Here is an 18679-nt window from a genome sequence, read left to right on the forward strand (position 1 = left end):
TTAAAACTGTTGTAATACTTACACAGTCTATGTTTTCAGCCTGAGCATCATTAAAATATAGTTACTAAAATTTACTAAACTTTATTACTCACCATAAAAATACCGGAAGAACCAAAACTATTCTGGTTTATCAATTTTGTTCGAGTTCTGTTGATTGATTTTGTCAATTTGTCCACTAAACCGAATAGCACCAGGTTCTGTTTGACGTGGCTTACCTTTCTTAGGTGGTTGCTGACGTGACATAATATTACACTGATTGTTCGTGAAATCTTTACTACTTTAATTACAACAGTGTAAATAGCTATTCCGGAAATTAGAAGCGATTTACTTGATAAATAGTCTCTCAGGTAGAAAAACGCATTTGCGTGACTCCAACTGATTCGCTAGGCTATTTGTATCCTCTTACTTCTATAGCCTGCTATGGATTTTGAAGGCAAAGCTACCACTACAACTGCTCCAAGCAACACAGAATTTGCTCAATCACTAACGGCACGTAAACCGCTAGAATTGTTACGAGATACCGAGGCTTTACTACGTCGCCCTACTGTAGCAACGTTAGTACCGATTCTGCCCCCAAAGTTGAGTAACAGAATGCAAGAAGCCTCAACTGTTGCGGAAACATCTTTGCAAGAATTGGCAAAAATTGACCTCGAAGAAATTAGTGACTGGGAATTACAACCTGTACGCCTACGTGTGGGTTTGTGCTTTGTGGGTTTTGGCGCATTGATGATTTTAGTGTTGCTGCTGTACTTGAACACGCTGCATCCCGAACTGAGTACAGTAGGACAAATTCGCCAATATTGGTATCAATATGTTTGGTTTGTGTGCTTTGGGATAGCAGGAATGTTTATGATTGGTCGAGAAACAATGCGACCAACTGTCAAGCTGAAAAAGCCAAGAAATTTTCAATAGGTTGGTATAAATTAAAATAAACCCCTCAGACTGGAAGTCTGGAGCTATACAAACAAAGCCTGCCTAGCCTATCGGCAACGGCAGGGCCGAACGCAGGTTAATTATATATGAATCATGATGCTTTTATTGTGCCGCCAGGTACTAAGGTTTCTCTGCAAAAAGATTATGACTCTGCGTATACTGCTAATTACCATGATCGCAATGATGCAACACTTAAGTTACGCTCAGATATTGAACGATTAGCTAAGTATCAAGATATTTTGTATGCACAAAACAGCTATGCCTTGCTAATTATCTTTCAAGCGATGGATGCTGCTGGTAAAGACAGCACAATTAAACATGTCATGTCTGGAATTAATCCTCAAGGTTGTCAAGTTTTTAGTTTCAAATCTCCTAGCAGTGAAGAATTAGACCATGATTACCTATGGCGATCAATGAAAGCTTTGCCGGAAAGAGGTAGAATTGGCATCTTTAATCGTTCTTATTATGAAGAAGTATTAGTAGTGCGTGTTCATCCAGAAATTTTGCAAAAGCAGCAACTTCCTCACTTACCAAAAGGTAACAAAATCTGGCAGCAGCGTTTTGCAGAAATTAATAATTTTGAAAAATATTTAGTAGATAATGGAATTGTGATTCTCAAATTTTTTCTGAATGTCTCGAAAGCAGAACAGAAAAAAAGATTTTTAGCGAGAATTGATTCTCCTGAAAAAAATTGGAAATTTTCAATTAATGATGTGAGAGAAAGGGCGTTTTGGGCAGATTATATGGCAGCTTATGAAGAGGTTTTTCATCACACTAGTACTACATACGCGCCTTGGTATATCATTCCTGCCGATCGCAAATGGTTTATGCGGATGGTAGTCGCTGATATTATCTGTTCTAAATTAGAGTCACTCAAGTTAAAATACCCTACCCTCAATGAAGAAGCTCAACAACATCTTCTACAAGCAAAGTTCGCCTTAGAGCAAGAAGAATAGCTCATCATTGTATAAATTTAATCAATTTACATAAACTTTTCTAAATCTGCTCTACCTAGAGGCTGATCACAAGTTTATGTAAATATGTCATTCTGGGCAAAGTGTGGATATTCAGAATATATTTACGTGTGGCTTGATGAAAATCAAAATTAATTAGATATGTTAATGAATTTAAACTAATCTCATCAATTACATAGCTTCAGTTAGCTTTATTGATGTATTTCTTCACAATTTTCTCAACTTCTTTTGATAATTTTAAGATAAAGATCAAGTATTACTTATCTTGGCATTTAATTCATTGATTATAAACAAAGGAACTAGTTATGGATACTGCTGTTAAATACGACATTGAACTGATTAAAGAAGAAGCACGTCAATTGGTTAAAAAGGGACTTATTAGCCGTCAGCGACCAATTTACGCCTTGTGTAAGTATATCCCTGAACGTGAATGGGGTATGTTTGAACTTGAGCTAGAAAAAAACGAATTTCTGCTCAGAGATAGAATTATTGACTTGTTAGGTAGCGAGAGTTGGGAAGAGGATGGTAGTTGATTATCCCAACTATTGATCTTGGGAATGATTTGATGGAAATAAATAGGCGATCGCAGCCCAACCAGAAATGGTTAGTAAACTCACTAAACAAGAAGCCAGAACAAGAGTAGTCATTTCAAAAATAAATTAAAACTTTATTTTGCACATCTTCAAGCTATCAATTGAGTATGACAGTCATGCGACTAGCTTGTGTCAATTCTTTGTACAAATAAAGTGCTGAGTGCTGATACCAAGTTTCAGTCAAAGATAGTAACCTGGGAGTGAGAGTAGGGAGTAGGGAGTAGGGAGTGGGGAGTAGGAATACTATTTCTGAAAGCAACTTAGTATGAGGATAAAGCTAGTTATTTCAAAGCTTTGTAACAAACAACCCTTAAGCCAAAGGTAAACAAAAACGAAATCTGCTACCAGTGCCTAATTCGCTTTCTACCTGGATTTTTCCGCCTTGTAATTCCACTAAATGCCGAGAAATAGTTAACCCAATACCAGTTCCTCCCGAATGGCGATCGCGTGATTGATCAGCTCGCCAAAAGCGTTCAAATACATGGGGTAAATCTTCCGGGGAAATGCCAATACCTGTATCAATCACAGCGATCCAAAGTTTCGAGGCTTCTGGCCAAGCTTGCAGAGTAATTTTACCTTTGGTAGTGTAGCGGATGGCATTGCCGAGTAAGTTGACTAACACTTGTTCAGTGCGATCGACATCCGCCAATACCATTGGTAATTGTGCGGGAAAATCCAAATGCAGCACAGGCCCATCTTCTAACAATTGTTCGCTGAATCTTTCTACTAAAGACTCCAACAAAGGGCGCAGATTTATTGGTTGTATTTTAATGGGTAAATAACCAGCTTCTGCCTTAGAAAGTTCTTGTAAATCATTGACTAATCTTTCTAAGCGTCTAGTTTCTTTGACTAAACGGCGATAAATTTCCGGCGAAGGTTCTATTACACCATCTGCCAATTCTTCTAAATAACCACGCACAACTGTTAGCGGTGTCCGTAGTTCATGAGTCATATCACCAATGAGTTCCCGCCGCCGTGCTTCTACACCCTCTAAACTTGCAGCCATACGGTTAAAACTAGTACCCAAGCGGTTTAGTTCAGGAATATCAGACAGAGGTAGTCGCGCTTGCAATTCCCCAGCCGCAAACTTTTGCGTAATTTGTTCCATCTCCGTCAACCGCAGCATAATCCGTTTGGATACCCAATAACTCAATCCGCCTGCGGCTGTGGTACCAACTATCACTGACCAAATAGTGCTGCTGCGCCAAGCTGTTTCAAAGCCTTGCACCAATTCAGTCCGGATATGAATTAGTTTCAAACCTTTACTTTCTAATCTCTCTAAGTGCAGTACAAAAAAACGGGGTGAAGAAACTTTGCTGATGATCACAAGACTAATTAATCCCACAATCATGACTACCAAGTGGGAAAAAAATAAACGTGATGCCAAAGGCAAGGATTTTGTCCAACGCCAACTCATAATTCATCACGCTCACATTACAGGAGAGTCTTCAAATTTATAACCTACCCCAACAACAGTTTTAATAAACGAGGGGTTAGCGGGGTCAGGCTCAATTTTTTTGCGTAACCGCGCTACATGGGTGTCCACGACTCGCTCGTCACCGAAAAAATCATCGCCCCAAAGTTTATCAATCAGTTGAGTGCGGTTCCAAACTCGTCCAGGGTTGCTGACAAAGGTGGTTAATAAATTAAATTCTAAGTTTGTTAAGTCGAGAATTTCTGCTTCTTGAGAATTTAACTGGCGAGAAGCTGTGCGTTGTTCAATATCTACAATAAAGTTTTGCGTCCGTGTAACTTGATGTTGTCCGCCTTGACGCAGACTCCGCCGCAATAACGCCCGGACTCTGGCGACTAATTCTCTGGGGCTGAAGGGTTTAACCATGTAGTCATCAGCACCAGTAGATAAACCAATGACGCGATCGATTTCTTCGCCTTTGGCTGTCAACATCAAAATATAAGGGTCTTTTGTACCGGGTTTTTGGCGAATTCTGGCGCAAACTTCCAAGCCATCCAAACCAGGAATCATTAAGTCGAGAATAATTAAATCAGGTGGTTGTTCCTGAAACATCCGTAAGGCGTTCACACCATCACGGCTAACACGACAAGAAAATCCTTCTTTTTCTAAAGCCAGTTGGATTAACTGAGCAATTTCAGTTTCATCCTCAACAATTAAAATATCCATCGCTATTAAAAATTCAACGGAATACGCAGAGTTATTTCCTGGCTTGCATTGTACTCTAAAAACCTGTGATGGGTGATGAGTAACAGATTTTACAGGTGAGAATTAGAAAGCGATCGATAGTTGTAACCTAAATGGGAGTCTTTTTGAATTTCCTGTTTAATGCTATCCAGGTCAAGGAAGTAGTCAGCCACATCAATCAAGCTATCACTAGTCATGGGTCGTAAACTCACAACTTCAACTCGACCACCTTTACTAGTGACGGCTTCCACAGCATAAGCTAAAGCACCATCGCCACTGACTAAAATAGCTGTATCGTAATAGGGGGCTAAAGTGATCATATCGACAGCAATTTCTACATTCAAATTAGGTTTTTTAGAATTGTCTGTCGGTTGTGCTTCTTTAGTCACTACTCGATAACCATTGCGCCGCATCCAAAACAAAAAGCCTTGTTGTTTGTCATTCGCTCGTGGACGTGCGGGAGTAGGCCGATTAACATCCACTATTGTGTAAAAGAAAGCCCGCAACAGCCGTGAACCAGAGGTTAAACGACAAAGTAATTTGAGATAGTCAATTTCAATTCCTAGTTGCAAAGCTGCGTGAAATAGATTGACACCATCGATAAAAATAGCAACTCGCCCACGGTTTAATCCGTTAATTGTTGAGGCGCTGGTTCTCGGTTCTCGATTGTGATAATTTTCACTTTTGGCAGGATTTTTCAAGACCATCTTTGGTGATGAGGGCGATTCTGGTTCCAGGTGTTTATATACGTTGTTGGCTTTGGTAAAATTAGTGAAAGTCATTGACTCCTCGGAAATTTTAAATTTGTGAAGATTGTTGAGAAATTAGCAAGATAGGATTTGTGCTAGTTAATTTACCTAGCAACAAAGGATGTGGCATTATTTGTGCTGAAGCTGTTATCTATCTAAGTCGCACATTGGCTTGCAGAGTTTATGTGATGTCATTAGTCATGAATATTGATGAGTTTAAGCAGCAAAATGACTAATAAATTGATACTTAGTTGGATGAGCTTGATACACAGAAATTGTGTTAATTTTGCAGATTCCAAAGGTAAACTCTCTAGAGTTGTTAACTCTGATCAGAGCGAGTTTTACGAGATATTCCCTTTGTCTATAAATATAAGGCTCTTTATCTATTCCCTCTGCATCTCAACTTACCACAGGATGCTAACAATTGCTCAAAGGCAGTTTGCTGTAAGGTGAATAGCGAAGAGCGATCGCATCTATAACTTATTGTACAACTGAATGGCAAAATCCCACAATCACCTCTAGCTTTGTATATTGATATCCACACATATCAAAAATACCAAACCTCTGATTTATCGGGGAAATATGCTCAAAAATTCTGGCAAATATATATTTAGAATGATGGCATTTCTAATTATTTAAAATTAATCGTAAAAACAACTACAGCCATATTTGCGAATATTTGCTATTTATAGTGTGATTTCTGACAGAATCAGTCAAATAAGCAGTTAATAAAATTGTTATCAAAATCACTGATCAACTTAACCTTTAATTGTTCTTAAGATGGAGTGCATTGATTAATTAATAGAGCTAAATTTATATCTAGACTAGTCCACAAAATGTCTTTGCTCATCTCCTCCAGTGGTTAATTGACCCCGGAGGTTATTTTTTTAAAAGGCAGGAGGCAGGAGGGAAGCCCGATCAATTTATCTTATTTATCGATATGAACTAAAAGTACTAGTACAGGTCGGCGTAAATAAACAGACTATCTAGAATTGCTAAGAGGATGTCTGAAAACTTTTTGATGTTGTATTTGAGACTTGTAGATCCCCCTAAATCCCCCTTAAAAAGGGGGACTTTGAGATTATTCCCCCCTTTTTAAGGGGGGCTAGGGGGGATCTGACGAAATATTTAATACTTCTCAGACATCCTCTAAAAGGCTTGTGGTATTGTTATTCTTTCTTTTTACTTTTGCCTTTTTACTTTTGCCTTGTTGTACTAGGGAGACAAGGGAGAGATGTTTGTCAAACAATTGGTGTTGCTATATAAATCTATTTAGTAAATTAAATTACTGTCTAGACAATACATTAAGAAATACTAAGAATGTTTCTCATGTTTTCTGATGCTTATGCTATCCTAGCAATAATTTGTACCTAAAGGAAAATGTTAGGAAAACTACGGTTTTTCTAAGCTAATTTGTTTTAGGTAGACTGATAACGGAAAGCAAGTCATTTCTCCAGAAATCTAGCTTTGTTTTCTGTTTAATTCACTTTGTTTATAACACGCTAACAAACCGATAACACGATCGCGCCAGTTTTAATTCCGCTTTAACTGGCGCTTTTTATATTTAGTGGAGACGATTGTAGGGATGTAAGGGTTTTGAACACCTACACCCTTTGCTAAACCCTTGATTTTTCGTCTCACTGCGTCAGTCCTAATTCACTTTCTCGTCTCAAAACTTCTAAAAGCGATCGCTCAATCACTCCACTCACAAATTGATTACCCTGCAAATTCATGTGAATGGTGTCATGATATAAAGCTTGTGGGTTGTCTGTTTGATTAAATAGTGGCAGAAAATCTATATAGGGAATTTGCTGGGTTTGGGTAAACTCACTCAATCTTTTACGTGCAGTAATTTCGTAATCTAAGGGGCCGGGTTTACCGAGTTCTCGCCGCAAGGGAGTCATGGCTAAGAGAAATTTGCTGTGGTGTTGACTGGTGATAAGTTGAATTTGTTTGATGGCTTCTAGATTCACACTGACGCGATCGCCTGGTTCGGCTTGGAGTGCTTGCAATTCGGGAATTGGCTGTTGTTTAGTTGCATAACGTTGCCATACTTCTACTAATCCTAAAGGCGGTTTCGTCGCTGGATAGTTGCGATCGCGTCCTACTGGTAAAGCTGTGGGAGAATAGGCAAACAAATCATCAGTATTAATTAATAAAACTATTACCTGGGCTGAAAAATTGCCAAATCGCTGTAAATAAGCTAACTCGTTTCTTGGCCCCCAAGAGTTAGCCGAAGCATTCAAAACTTCCACCTGTTGATATTTGTCAGCAATCGCTGATTTGAGGGAATTCATGATTAAGCTGGAGATGGTATTTTTTTGATCAGTCCACCAGCCACCATTAGCAATGGAATCTCCTAACAACAGGACGCGCAAAGTTTGCGATGGAGGGATTTTGGCGATAGGACTGCTACGCATTGAAAATTCATTAATTTCAATACGATTCCCAAAGCGGCGCGTGCTTTGATTTGGTGCTAACAAGTAACCTATCTGGGGGTCGCCAATGTAAATCAAGGGATTACCAAAACCAAAAAGCGATCGCAACCCAATCTCGATGATTACCAGTAGCACTATCACTACCAAAATCACGAATATTACTACTTTCACTGCTGAATCCTCACCTATAAATAATTTATATTTGCTTGCTTAAAGTAATTAACTATACTCTATTTTTTCAGTGTTTATTTCAAAAAAGATAAATACATCAATTCGTAAATTTACTGAAAAATATTTGTATTTAAAAACTCATCTGATCACTTCTTACCCAGTACTTCTCAAGTAGAAACAGGAGACAAAAGCAAAGGCTGTTTTTCTCTTGCCTCCTGCCTCCTTAAATTCTGCCTGATTTGTATAAACTGAACTACTACCACCTGCGACGTAAGTAAATTTAGGGATGTATTCGTTGCAAAGCTTAAACAAAATAAAAGCAGAAGCTTAACTTGTTTTGCTAAGAGAAGGACTACAATCAAAACGGACAAATTAGAACTCTAACGAAGGAGGATTAAACGCGATGTCCGACTTAAATAGAGGAATTATGAAATTTGAGGGTGCAGACTCCCCCAAAGTAGTAACTATTTCTACAGTTTTGCTCTTGGGTTCGATTGCTGGCCTAATTATTTGGGCGTTGCAAGCTGCTTATGCCTTAAATTAAGTGACCAGTGCTGAACAATTAGTGTTCATTTGGATATGGGCAGAATGTCAGCAAAACTTAGGTTTGCGCTACTGCCCAGTGTCCATTTGAGACATAGTAATAAAGTGTCCGAAAAATCGAGAAAAAACTTCCAAAAAATTTTAGATTTTGCGATTTTAGATTTTAGATGCAATATAAATCTAAAATCAAACATCAACAATGCTTGAACTTTGGGGTGCCTTAGTTATTTTAATTGCCTGCCCCTTATTAGGAGGCTTACCTCTAATAGCCTGGATTACCAACGGGTTAACAGGTAGGCAATTATCACGGATAGGCACAAAAAACATCAGCGTCTCAGCCGCTTTTTATCATGGCGGCACATGGGTAGGGCTTTTGGCGGTAGTTTCAGAAGCCTTAAAGGGAATCGCCGCCGTTTTTCTGACTCGGATTTTTTTCCCAGATGGTTCACCTTGGGAAATTGTCGCCATAATTGCTTTAGTTTTAGGGAGATTTTGGCTAGGTAAAGGTGCGGGAACAACAAATGCTGCTTGGGGATTTTTAATTCATGATCCATTGGTGACAGTATTTGTTAGTTTTTTAGCAATCACCACATTTTTAGTATTTCGTGCTAAACAACCCGTGAAATATGGAGTATTAGTGCTGTTTCCCTTACTGGTAATCATCTTGCATTCTGATGATTTATTCAGAATTTTGGCCGCGATCGCTTTAGCTGTGTTGCTGGGGTGGATTTATCGGCAAATGCCAGATGATTTAGATTTACCAGTAGAATCAGCCCAGACCAATACCCAAGCAACCTTAGCAACCTTGCAAAGCGATCGCCCAATTTTGACTTTAGATAATGAACTAGATGGGGCAATAGTCGGACAAAAAGCCGCTACCCTCTCTCAGATTAAGCGTTGGGGTTATCCTGTCCCCAAGGGTTGGGTAATTGTCCCCGGTGCAGATCCCGAAAAATTAATCGCCATCCTCAAACCTTCTGATTTATCACCGTTAATTGTCCGTTCTTCAGCCGTTGGGGAAGATTCCGAACAAGCCTCCGCCGCCGGACAGTATGAAACGGTAGTGAGTGTCACCAGTAAAGAACAATTGCAAACTGCGATCGCCCAAGTGCGAGATTCTTACAATCATCCCAGTGCGTTACAATACCGCATTGATCGCGGTTTACCAGAAACAGCAATGACTGTGTTGGTACAGCAGCAAGTCCAAAGCGTCTATTCGGGAGTAGCCTTTACTCGTGATCCGATTACCCAGCAAGGTGATGCGATTTTAATCGAAGCCTTACCCGGTAGTCCGATTCAAGTCGTCTCTGGACAAGTCACACCTGAACAATATCGCGCCTTTGTTGTCGAAACAGATAATATTTCTTCAATTCACATCGAAGGGACAGGACAAGTCCCCCAAGCCATCCTCAAACAAGTGGCTTACCTCGCCCACCGCATCGAAAAACGTTACCACGGCATACCCCAAGATATTGAGTGGTGTTATGACGGGCAAACTTTGTGGGTGTTACAAGCCAGACCAATAACTACCTTATTACCAATCTGGACAAGGAAAATCGCCGCCGAAGTGATTCCGGGGGTGATTCATCCTTTAACTTGGTCAATTAATCGCCCGTTAACTTGTGGCGTGTGGGGAGATATTTTCACAATTGTGTTGGGCGATCGCGCTTCTGGGTTAGATTTTACCGAAACTGCCACATTGCATTACTCTAGGGCTTATTTTAATGCCTCCCTCCTAGGAGATATTTTTCTGCGGATGGGTTTACCGCCAGAAAGTTTGGAATTTCTCACCAGAGGCGCAAAAATGAGTAAACCGCCTTTGCAGTCCACAATGCAGAATCTCCCCGGATTAATGCAGTTATTGAAACAGGAATGGAATTTAGACAAAGACTTTAAGCACGACTACCGCCAGTTGTTTATTCCTGGGTTATCGCAATTAGCCCATGAATCAATTGAGGAGATGGAGCCAGGGCAAATCTTAGAGAGAATTGATTTTAACTTAGAATTACTGCGGCGTGGCACTTATTACAGCATTTTAGCGCCTTTGAGTGCCGCCATTAGACAAGGCATCTTTCGGGTGAAAGATGGGCAGATTGATAATAGTGTGACACCAGAAGTTGCCGCCTTGCGATCGCTCAGTGCTTTAGCCGCCGATGCGAGAAGAATATTAACAGAATTTGAACCAGACCAAGTATTTGAACAGTTAGAACAAACACCAGAAGGTCAAAAAGTTCTTTACGAATTTAATGAACTGCTGGAAGATTACGGTTATTTAAGTGATGTCGGGACTAACATTGCTGTTCCCACCTGGAAAGAAGACCCCCGCCCAGTGCAGCAGTTATTTGTGCAACTAATTCAAGGCAATCAACCAGAAACAGGCGATATTGACCCAATTAATCGGGCTTTATCTGGTAAACGTAAGCGTGGCTTTGTCCAAGAACGTGTGGATATTAAAGGCAGGGTGACAGAGGTTTATTCCCGACTGTTGGCAGAATTGCGCTGGCGATTTGTCGCCATTGAAAAAACTTGGTTAAAATCTGGGTTATTCAAAGAGGCGGGCGATATCTTTTTCCTAGAAATAACAGAAATTAGACAGCTAATTGCCGAAACTGATACCCCGTTGCGAGAACGCTTACCAGAAATTATCGAATATCGGCGATCGCAATTTCTCGAAGATAGCAAAATTCCCCAAGTCCCGATTTTGATTTACGGCCATACACCACCCCATCCCCTAGCACCTTCTCCTATCTACTCTGACCAACTATTACAAGGTATTCCCGCCAGCCACGGACAAGCCGAAGGTCGAGTCAAAGTAGTGCGAAACTTACAAGATTTGCCCCAAATTGACCGCGATACCATTTTAGTTGTCCCTTACACCGATTCTGGTTGGGCTCCTTTATTAGTGCGGGCTGGCGGACTGATTGCAGAAGTTGGCGGTAGATTATCTCATGGCGCAATTGTCGCCCGTGAATATGGTATCCCGGCGGTGATGGATGTCAGAGGTGCAACTTGGTTGTTGCAAGATGGTCAACGGGTCAGAATTGATGGGTCTAGGGGTATCGTAGAACTATCTAACGACCTGAGACCCCAATGATTACCACATCCCTCAACAACTTGCCCGAAGAATCTGTTTCTCACAACCCAGAAATTAAAAAAAAGGTGATGTTGCGCTTTGGTGATTTACCTCACCTCACCAACTTTTCTCAAGCCAGCTTTGCCCCCGGACAGACAGCCGCAGCACACGTACATCAAGATATGTGTGAAGTATTTTTTGTTGAAGCAGGTTCTGGGGTAATTCGCGTAGATCACCAAGAATATCCTCTACTGCCCGGAAACTGTATTGCTATAGAACCTGGGGAAGTTCACGAAGTCATTAATAGCGGCGATACTGAACTTGTGCTGACCTACTTTGGTTTGCGGGTGAAGTCATAATCCCCAAAGCTCTATCAGAATCTCGTGCCACAATCATCCATTGAGTAAACAGTCGTCATCTCGTAAAACTGTTACTCACTTGCGGTTTCTACAGGCGTGGTCGATTCTGGGATGGGATTCGTGGATGAACCAAAGGCAACCCGTAAAAAAGGTGGAGCCAAGAAAGTTGTCAAAATTACCATGATAATAATCGACACCTCCAGGGGCTTATCCAAAATGCCGCTAGCTGAACCGATGCCAGCAAACACTAGACCCACCTCACCTCGTGGAATCATCCCAACCCCGATCGCCACTCGATTGATGCCGGGTTGTCCAAACACTGCCCAACCTGTGATCAGCTTGCCGATAATCGCCACTGCGATCAAAAATGTTGCAATCAATAGTCCTGCTCGATTCTCCGGTACCGCAGGGTTCAAAACACCAAGGTCAGCACGCGCTCCCACCGTAACAAAAAAGATGGGTACCAGTAAATCAGCGATCGGTTTGATTAATTCATCCAACTCGTTCCGAGGATCTGTTTCATCTAGCACCAAACCCGCAGCAAAGGCACCCAAAATCGCTTCGAGGTGAATGGCGTTCCCTAAAAATGCCATAAAGAAAGCGAAGATAAATGCTGGAATCACGATATTCCCACGGGTTTTGAGCTTATCCACAATCGCCACAAAACTTTTGTTAAAGACACCCCCCAATAAAATTGATCCAATCAAGAATGCCGTAGCACTGACAATCAAGTAAATGACATTAGCAACATCAATCTCACCGGTTTTGGCTAAACTGGCGACTACAGCCAAGACAATAATGCCGAGGACATCATCAATCACCGCCGCGCCAACAATGATTTGCCCTTCTTTGGATTTGAGTTGACCTAACTCTGACAAGACTTTAGAGGTAATGCCGATACTCGTTGCCGTTAACGCGGCCCCCGCAAAAATCGCTGGAATTGCTGCGACATGAAAGACTATCATTAACCCTGCCGTTCCCGCCGCAAAAGGTGCCGCGACTCCGACACAGGCGACAACCGTGGCTTGAATTCCCACTTCCTTCAGTTGCCGCAGATCGGATTCTAGTCCAATTTCAAACAGCAAAATAATCACGCCGATTTCGGCTAGAACTGAAATCACTTCACTTTGCGACTCAAAGATTCGAGTTAGTGCATCCGGTGCCAATTGATTCAATCCTTGCAGCGCCGTCATAATCACCGAGTCAGAGGCAGACAGCCCCCCTTCAGGAAAGATCACCAGGTGCAACGCCGAAACGCCGACAATCACACCGGCAACCAGTTCCCCCAGGACGGGCGGAAAATCCAAGCGTCTAGCGACCTCTGCACCGAACTTGCTGGCCAGATAAATCACCACTAGCGTCAGCAATACGCCAGACAGAATAATGGGTGAATCCTCAGCAACAACAGTCGCCAGGAATGGTATCGGGGCTATGAGACTAGCTATCTCCCCACTGAAAAGAGGCAGAATGTTGGACAAAATCATGAGTTTAAAGGAATGAAGGTTAAGGGTTTGAGGAAGTTATAAAACTGCGGGGGGAATGACTTTTGCGCCAGGGTCAAAGTTCTGTGGACACCAAACATGCTCACTCAAAAGCCGAGGTCATAACCTCGGCCTTTGGGGTCTGCGTCGTCTTGATACAATAGCCGTCTGACCCACAGAAACTCGCACTAATGGCTTGCTTGTTCCTTTCGTGGCGCATCATCTCGACTCAACAGCCGTCTGGCCCACAGAAATGTCTCCCGTATAGTACCTCTGCTTCACAGATATAGATAATGCCCGCATAATCGGTGAAAAAACTGATTGCGACCTGATCCGCAATCTTCTCTGCCATCTCCCTGGTTTCGGTGAGTACCTCGAACTTGACATTGGAATCGGTATCGGCAGTGTTGGGTTTACCCGTAGATCGCACGTTGCGACTGCCTTTACCGCCAGTATCTACTACCGTATAACCAGTCGCCCCGCATTCATCAATGATCTTGGCGACCTTTTTCATCAGCACCTTTTCCGTGACGATGACGAGCTTGTTGGCACGCTTGGCCATGTTGCTTACCTCCTGAAATTATTTACATTGGTCTACTTGGTCTGCCGGGTCAAGGGAGTGCTGACAGACCGCGTTCCGTCTCGGATTAGCCGCCGAGTGCCTGGGCAAGTCCGAGGAAGAACGGTATACACAAGCCGATCGCAACTGGCGTACCGATGGCTGTGGACGCGCCTATATATGCGGATGGATTGGCTGATGGGATACCGGCTCGCAAGGTGGGCGGCCCTGAGATGTCAGAACTAGAGGCAGCGATCACAGCCAGAACCACTACACCGCCCATGCTGAATCCCGCGACTTGGTGGGCAATCATACCAAGACCGAAGGCAATTAACCCATGTACAAACGGTGCTATCACACTATACACGACGTACCACTGGGCTACCTTACGCAGTTCGCCAACCCTTGACCAAGCTTCCATACCCATGACCAGCATCAAGATCGAAAGCAAGCCGCGAAAGGCGGGATCGTAGAAGCTTTTATAGACACTTTCCGGCTGGGTGAACAGTCCCAGAGCGAGGCCTAACAACATTGCCGATAGGGCAGGGCCCCGGAGGCTTTCCTCGATTATCGGCCATATCTTGACGCGATTATCCGTATCGCCCTTCTGCTGGCTGAGATACTCTTGTCGGCTACTGGGATAATCTTTTTGATCGGGATAATTGCCAGCCGTCACAAGCTGCTCACTGAAAGACTCATGCCCAATAGAGTAGGCTGCTTCTTTACGCTTCTTCTTGTTGATGTAAATGTTAGCCACCACAATCGCAGTTACGAGCGCGGGGATATCCATGAAGGGATAAAGTGCGCCAGCCCATGCCTCGTATGCCATGTTTTGTTCGTCCAGTACTGTCAGTGCGGCAGCCATTGTAGAACCACTCACGGCTCCAAACAACCCCCCGGTCGCGATCGCATCCACGGTTTTGACCTTCGGCAGCTTGGCTAACGTATAGCGCGCGATGAATACAATCGTAATCCCTGTTATTACAGCAAAAATCATGGGAAAGATCATAGCCGCCAGGTTGGAATTGCGGATCGCAATTCCACCGGTCAGACCGATTTTGGTGAGCAGCATGAAGACGATGATCGAACAAATCGCCTCTGGAATTACCAATTCGCTACCAAGGGCGGCAATAATCATACCGCCAATCAGAAACGCAAGCGTTGGGGACTGCAACTGCTTAACAAAGTCTATGAAAAATAAGGATACAAAATCCACGAATACCTCCTTGTGACTCCTCTGACGAGGAGTAGTGAAATAAATGAACTAAGTAAACTCTAAAGAGTTAAAGAGAGTAAGAGCGAGGCACTTCACCCTGACAACACAGCAGGGCAGTTTCATTTGTTACTTAATGTATTTTGTCAATACCATGGGCGATAAATCTCAGGGCAAAAGGAGGTAAATGAACGGTAGATTAAACGAACTAGAACCGACCCTTTTCATAGAAAGGATGGGTTATAAATAAAAGTCGGCTGGAGAATGGAATCTAACATCTGCGATCGCGTACTCAAAAAAGCCTCAACAACAGATTGCCGAGTGACTTCCAGCTCTGAAAAACTAAATCGTAATAGTTAAATCATTTGGATATTCTTAACTGTACGCCACTCTGGGTAGTAATACTTACTGAGTGAGCAAGAAAAAAGTTTTTGTATGTATAGATATTTTTCTATGGTTTTTAAAACACTGACACAGTGAAGCCAGCAGTTAGGGGCAGCAGCCCAATGTGGGTAGCCGCCGAGATACCGATACTGTTGGCGAAATACTTTTACTTAACCAATTTTTTTAGATTCACTATTAAACCTATGAAGTTTATCTACTACCATATCGTCTCCACTTAATGTCCCTCCCACCAAAAGTATTATTTGCTATTTCATTGCCCCTACTGATTCGCGATCGCATTTTAAATTTTGCCCATTAGTTTTCTACACATATAGCCTTTTTTGTCAATGCGTAAGTTCTAAAAATATCCAATCTTGGTAATAAGAAATCACAGATACACAAAAATAACCCGCTTTTGCTGGGTATTGTTATCTTTTATCAAACATAATATTAGTATTTCTCTGGTTGCCAATTAGGATTAGTCAGACTGGTGAGAATATGGTCTTGCCACTTACCATTAATTAATAAATAATCTCTGGCATAACCTTCAACCACAAATCCTAAACGTTTGAGGACATTACCGCTACGTTGGTTATGTGGCATATAATTTGCCATAATGCGATGAAAATTTAAATCATCAAATACATATTGAATTGCTGCTTTTAATCCTTCTGTCATGTAGCCTTTGCCTTGCTCATGTTCTGCTAGGCTATAACCTACATAACAAAAATGGGCGGCTCCCCTAATAAAATTATTGAAATTAATTGTGCCAATGATATTCTTAGGATTTTTGCGAGAAAATATAAATAATTTTAAAGATTGGTCATGAATAAATTCTAAAAATGTATTTTCTAATTGATATTGCCAATACTCTTCTGTAAAAAAGCCATCCCCCCATTGAGGATAAAAGGGAGTTAGATAAGATTTATTGTCTAGGAAATATCTTAAAATTTGGGGAATATCTTCTTTGATAGCAATGCGTAATAATAAGCGATCGCTAGTAATAATTGGCAATTCCGAGTGCATACAAACTTAACCAACTTGATAACTGATGGCTACAGCATTTTATTCTGGCTGTTTGCGGTTGTGAGTACCAAACAGTAAAACTGTTATAACAAGATTTAGCAAAATTAGCATTTTCGAGATTTTGTCTTCCTTGTCTACCCTGTTTCCCTTGTCTGTGTTGTTCATATAGTATAAAAGAGCGATCGCCCTCCACCAGTTGAGAAAATTCGGAAAATTAGGCGATCGCATTTTGAATATATTCAATACTTTAATAGCTCAGAGCCAGTTGTAACTGGAGGTAGTCCACAAAGTCTACAAGTTCTGTCTCTGAGAGATGGTGACGTGATTTTTTGCCATATTTTTGCTGTAAATACTCTCTACCTTGCTGGGGAGTCCAATTTAACTGTGATAAATATGCGTCGGTTTTAGCAATAAAATCAGCACGAATTTCTGATGTAATTCCATTATCCAGTATTTCTCTTGTGTCTGAAGTTACAGTTTTTGTACCATTAATTTTCAGACTCACTTGTTTTCCTAATGCTTGCCAGTCTATTTCCTTATGTCCATCCCAACTTACCCCCACAGAACGATAAGTTACTGGATGATAAATTGTACAAAATACTATGGACTTTTCGCCTGGACTCACCGCAATAGTTAATGGCTGAAGCAATTGTTCATAGCTTAAGGCATCAAGTGAGAGCAATAAACCCTTAGAGAAATAAGACTCACTTCCTGAGCGAATAATATAAGGCTTATCTGCCAAAATATGTAAATCTATTTTTTCACTTTTTCCCTGAGAAGTTTCTATTATTTTGTTAACTTCTATTTCCGTAATCACGCCAGTTAACGCTCTGTCATAAATAGGTATTTGTTTACCATCATCAGAGAGCATATACCAACAATGATCACTTTCTTTACTCACAAATACATACTGAGGTTTTGGGATAGAGCCGAACCCTAATTTAACATCCATATTCCATGAAGATACTTATGTAACTAAATTGTCAACAAGCAACTAGTTTTATAATTCCCTAGTCAGTTAGTTGGTTAACAATCTTGCACAAAAAACAGATCCAAATATCACAAACCACGTTTCTCAATTCTGTCCTTGAGGAACGTGGCTGGTAATGACGAGAGATGTAATAAAAATCTTCAGGCTAAACTTTCAGGTTCTACACCTAAAGCTCTTAATTGTTCAGCCAGCAATTGCATTTTTTGTTCTGTTTGGATACGTAGCTGACGCTCAAAATTTAATTGTTCTTCTATTTCGTGAATACGTTCTTCTGGGGTGAGTAATTTTTGTCCTTGCTCGTTATACCAATATAACCATTCTCTTGCAATACCTTGATATATTCCCCGTTCTCTGCCAATTCCTAAACCAATTTCTGGTAGCCAAATTGGGTTTCCTGGTATTAAGAAATATTCGCCATCTTTTAATTGATAAACTTCCAGAGGTGGTTTTTTCTTTCGCAGAGGTTTGTAGATAACGTAGTATAAAACACCTAATTCTTTAGCGTAAAATTCTTTTCTGGTACTGTATTCACCATGACTGATTTGAGAAACGACCTCTAGTGCTAAAACTGGTGGTTGTTTTTCTTCCCACATCACATAACTCAGGCGTAAATCACCATCAATAAAGCGTTTAACCCCCACACTGAGAAAAGCATCAGGCGCGATCGCAGCTTTCTTCGGGTCGTAATAAATTCCCATCTTCACGCCAAAAAACCAATCCCAACGCTCAGACCATGCAAACGCTAGTGTCGATTTTAGCAAGCTGGGAATTAAATCTTGTAGTTCATTATCCACAGGTGTATCCTCTGAGTCTGGTAGCTCTTCGGAAGATGGTAAACAGTGTAACGGGTTGTAGTTTAACATGAGTGGTCTGAGTAGATGCGATTTCTAGAAAGATTTTAGAAAATAATGGAATTTTGATATATGTAGATATCGCAAAGTTTGAATATCTAAATTAATATAGCAATCCTAAATCATTTATGAAATTCCCTTTCTTTTCCTTCCTCTCCTTCTTTGTGTCCTTTGCGTCCTTTG

At 41.3% G+C, this 18679-nt stretch carries 19 protein-coding genes; 7 read left to right on the plus strand and 12 right to left on the minus strand.

The genetic code is table 11. From position 1 onward, the window contains the following. Window positions 1-117: 117 nt before the first annotated feature. A complete protein-coding gene (locus H6G74_RS31570; protein WP_277927165.1) occupies window positions 118-243 on the minus strand; it encodes a hypothetical protein in 126 nt (41 codons plus the stop codon). Window positions 244-420: 177 nt separating this feature from the next. Here H6G74_RS31570 and H6G74_RS18505 point away from each other — a divergent pair, with 177 nt between their 5' ends. The 3 genes from H6G74_RS18505 to H6G74_RS18515 all read left to right on the plus strand — a co-directional run bounded on the left by H6G74_RS18505 (window position 421) and on the right by H6G74_RS18515 (window position 2440). Beyond that, complete coding sequence (locus H6G74_RS18505) at window positions 421-912, plus strand: hypothetical protein (protein WP_190969067.1); 492 nt, start codon at window positions 421-423, stop codon at window positions 910-912. A gap of 107 nt (window positions 913-1019) precedes the next feature. After that, window positions 1020-1889: a polyphosphate kinase 2 family protein gene (locus H6G74_RS18510; RefSeq protein WP_190969068.1), complete on the plus strand. Its 870-nt coding sequence runs from the start codon at window positions 1020-1022 to the stop codon at window positions 1887-1889. Window positions 1890-2212: 323 nt separating this feature from the next. Next, window positions 2213-2440 (plus strand): DUF4327 family protein, encoded by a 228-nt coding sequence (locus H6G74_RS18515; protein ID WP_190969069.1) that lies wholly within the window; start codon window positions 2213-2215, stop codon window positions 2438-2440. A gap of 370 nt (window positions 2441-2810) precedes the next feature. Here H6G74_RS18515 and H6G74_RS18520 read toward each other — a convergent pair whose 3' ends face one another. The 3 genes from H6G74_RS18520 to H6G74_RS18530 form a co-directional block, all read right to left on the minus strand. Continuing rightward, window positions 2811-3917: a sensor histidine kinase gene (locus H6G74_RS18520; RefSeq protein WP_190969070.1), complete on the minus strand. Its 1107-nt coding sequence runs from the start codon at window positions 3915-3917 to the stop codon at window positions 2811-2813. Between the two features lie 12 nt (window positions 3918-3929). Next, on the minus strand, window positions 3930-4640 hold the full coding sequence (locus H6G74_RS18525; protein WP_190969071.1) for a response regulator transcription factor: 711 nt from the start codon (window positions 4638-4640) through the stop codon (window positions 3930-3932). An 89-nt stretch (window positions 4641-4729) separates the two neighbouring features. Beyond that, window positions 4730-5440, minus strand: coding sequence for a LabA-like NYN domain-containing protein (locus tag H6G74_RS18530; protein WP_190969072.1), 711 nt, complete (start codon window positions 5438-5440; stop codon window positions 4730-4732). A 59-nt stretch (window positions 5441-5499) separates the two neighbouring features. On the opposite strand from H6G74_RS18530, the gene H6G74_RS18535 reads away from it, so the two are divergent. Continuing rightward, complete coding sequence (locus H6G74_RS18535; protein ID WP_190969073.1) at window positions 5500-5643, plus strand: hypothetical protein; 144 nt, start codon at window positions 5500-5502, stop codon at window positions 5641-5643. Between the two features lie 1401 nt (window positions 5644-7044). On the opposite strand, the gene H6G74_RS18540 is transcribed toward H6G74_RS18535, so the two are convergent. Beyond that, window positions 7045-8016 carry an SGNH/GDSL hydrolase family protein gene (locus H6G74_RS18540; RefSeq protein ID WP_190969074.1) on the minus strand — a complete coding sequence of 324 codons (972 nt, stop codon included), beginning with the start codon at window positions 8014-8016 and terminating at the stop codon, window positions 7045-7047. A 403-nt stretch (window positions 8017-8419) separates the two neighbouring features. Here H6G74_RS18540 and H6G74_RS18545 point away from each other — a divergent pair, with 403 nt between their 5' ends. From H6G74_RS18545 to H6G74_RS18555, 3 genes are all read left to right on the plus strand, one after another. After that, entirely contained in the window at window positions 8420-8560 is a 141-nt protein-coding gene (locus H6G74_RS18545; protein WP_062289360.1) for a hypothetical protein, read from the plus strand. A gap of 198 nt (window positions 8561-8758) precedes the next feature. After that, on the plus strand, window positions 8759-11653 hold the full coding sequence (locus H6G74_RS18550) for a glycerol-3-phosphate acyltransferase (protein ID WP_190969075.1): 2895 nt from the start codon (window positions 8759-8761) through the stop codon (window positions 11651-11653). Continuing rightward, complete coding sequence (locus H6G74_RS18555) at window positions 11650-11991, plus strand: cupin domain-containing protein (RefSeq protein ID WP_190969076.1); 342 nt, start codon at window positions 11650-11652, stop codon at window positions 11989-11991. The genes H6G74_RS18550 and H6G74_RS18555 overlap by 4 nt, the downstream gene beginning before the upstream one ends. 71 nt (window positions 11992-12062) lie before the next feature. Here the strand turns inward: H6G74_RS18555 and H6G74_RS18560 are convergent, their stop codons facing one another. The 7 genes from H6G74_RS18560 to H6G74_RS18590 form a co-directional block, all read right to left on the minus strand. Beyond that, a complete protein-coding gene (locus H6G74_RS18560; RefSeq protein ID WP_190969077.1) occupies window positions 12063-13475 on the minus strand; it encodes a cation:proton antiporter in 1413 nt (470 codons plus the stop codon). Window positions 13476-13701: 226 nt separating this feature from the next. Then, complete coding sequence (locus H6G74_RS18565) at window positions 13702-14034, minus strand: P-II family nitrogen regulator (protein WP_190969078.1); 333 nt, start codon at window positions 14032-14034, stop codon at window positions 13702-13704. Window positions 14035-14119: 85 nt separating this feature from the next. Continuing rightward, window positions 14120-15247, minus strand: a complete 1128-nt coding sequence (locus H6G74_RS18570; protein ID WP_190969079.1) for a sodium-dependent bicarbonate transport family permease — start codon at window positions 15245-15247, stop codon at window positions 14120-14122. 831 nt (window positions 15248-16078) lie between these two features. After that, a complete protein-coding gene (rimJ, locus tag H6G74_RS18575) occupies window positions 16079-16654 on the minus strand; it encodes a ribosomal protein S5-alanine N-acetyltransferase (RefSeq protein WP_190969080.1) in 576 nt (191 codons plus the stop codon). Window positions 16655-16693: 39 nt separating this feature from the next. Next, the gene (locus H6G74_RS18580) at window positions 16694-16897 is read right to left on the minus strand and encodes a hypothetical protein (protein WP_190969081.1); all 204 of its coding nucleotides are present in this window, start codon (window positions 16895-16897) and stop codon (window positions 16694-16696) included. Between the two features lie 4 nt (window positions 16898-16901). Continuing rightward, a complete protein-coding gene (locus H6G74_RS18585) occupies window positions 16902-17606 on the minus strand; it encodes a hypothetical protein (protein ID WP_190969082.1) in 705 nt (234 codons plus the stop codon). A gap of 179 nt (window positions 17607-17785) precedes the next feature. Beyond that, window positions 17786-18508, minus strand: coding sequence for a Uma2 family endonuclease (locus tag H6G74_RS18590; RefSeq protein ID WP_190969083.1), 723 nt, complete (start codon window positions 18506-18508; stop codon window positions 17786-17788). Window positions 18509-18679: the final 171 nt, after the last annotated feature.

This window comes from Nostoc spongiaeforme FACHB-130 (assembly GCF_014698475.1).
Taxonomy (GTDB): domain Bacteria; phylum Cyanobacteriota; class Cyanobacteriia; order Cyanobacteriales; family Nostocaceae; genus Nostoc_B; species Nostoc_B spongiaeforme.

Bases quoted from the DNA above. Each gene is read 5' to 3' on its own strand.
- H6G74_RS31570 (WP_277927165.1), bottom strand. From the start codon at position 243: ATGTCACGTCAGCAACCACCTAAGAAAGGTAAGCCACGTCAAACAGAA.
- H6G74_RS18505 (WP_190969067.1), top strand. From the start codon at position 421: ATGGATTTTGAAGGCAAAGCTACCACTACAACTGCTCCAAGCAACACA.
- H6G74_RS18510 (WP_190969068.1), top strand. From the start codon at position 1,020: ATGAATCATGATGCTTTTATTGTGCCGCCAGGTACTAAGGTTTCTCTG.
- H6G74_RS18515 (WP_190969069.1), top strand. From the start codon at position 2,213: ATGGATACTGCTGTTAAATACGACATTGAACTGATTAAAGAAGAAGCA.
- H6G74_RS18520 (WP_190969070.1), bottom strand. From the start codon at position 3,917: ATGAGTTGGCGTTGGACAAAATCCTTGCCTTTGGCATCACGTTTATTT.
- H6G74_RS18525 (WP_190969071.1), bottom strand. From the start codon at position 4,640: ATGGATATTTTAATTGTTGAGGATGAAACTGAAATTGCTCAGTTAATC.
- H6G74_RS18530 (WP_190969072.1), bottom strand. From the start codon at position 5,440: ATGACTTTCACTAATTTTACCAAAGCCAACAACGTATATAAACACCTG.
- H6G74_RS18545 (WP_062289360.1), top strand. From the start codon at position 8,420: ATGTCCGACTTAAATAGAGGAATTATGAAATTTGAGGGTGCAGACTCC.
- H6G74_RS18550 (WP_190969075.1), top strand. From the start codon at position 8,759: ATGCTTGAACTTTGGGGTGCCTTAGTTATTTTAATTGCCTGCCCCTTA.
- H6G74_RS18555 (WP_190969076.1), top strand. From the start codon at position 11,650: ATGATTACCACATCCCTCAACAACTTGCCCGAAGAATCTGTTTCTCAC.
- H6G74_RS18560 (WP_190969077.1), bottom strand. From the start codon at position 13,475: ATGATTTTGTCCAACATTCTGCCTCTTTTCAGTGGGGAGATAGCTAGT.
- H6G74_RS18565 (WP_190969078.1), bottom strand. From the start codon at position 14,034: ATGGCCAAGCGTGCCAACAAGCTCGTCATCGTCACGGAAAAGGTGCTG.
- rimJ (WP_190969080.1), bottom strand. From the start codon at position 16,654: ATGCACTCGGAATTGCCAATTATTACTAGCGATCGCTTATTATTACGC.
- H6G74_RS18585 (WP_190969082.1), bottom strand. From the start codon at position 17,606: ATGGATGTTAAATTAGGGTTCGGCTCTATCCCAAAACCTCAGTATGTA.
- H6G74_RS18590 (WP_190969083.1), bottom strand. From the start codon at position 18,508: ATGTTAAACTACAACCCGTTACACTGTTTACCATCTTCCGAAGAGCTA.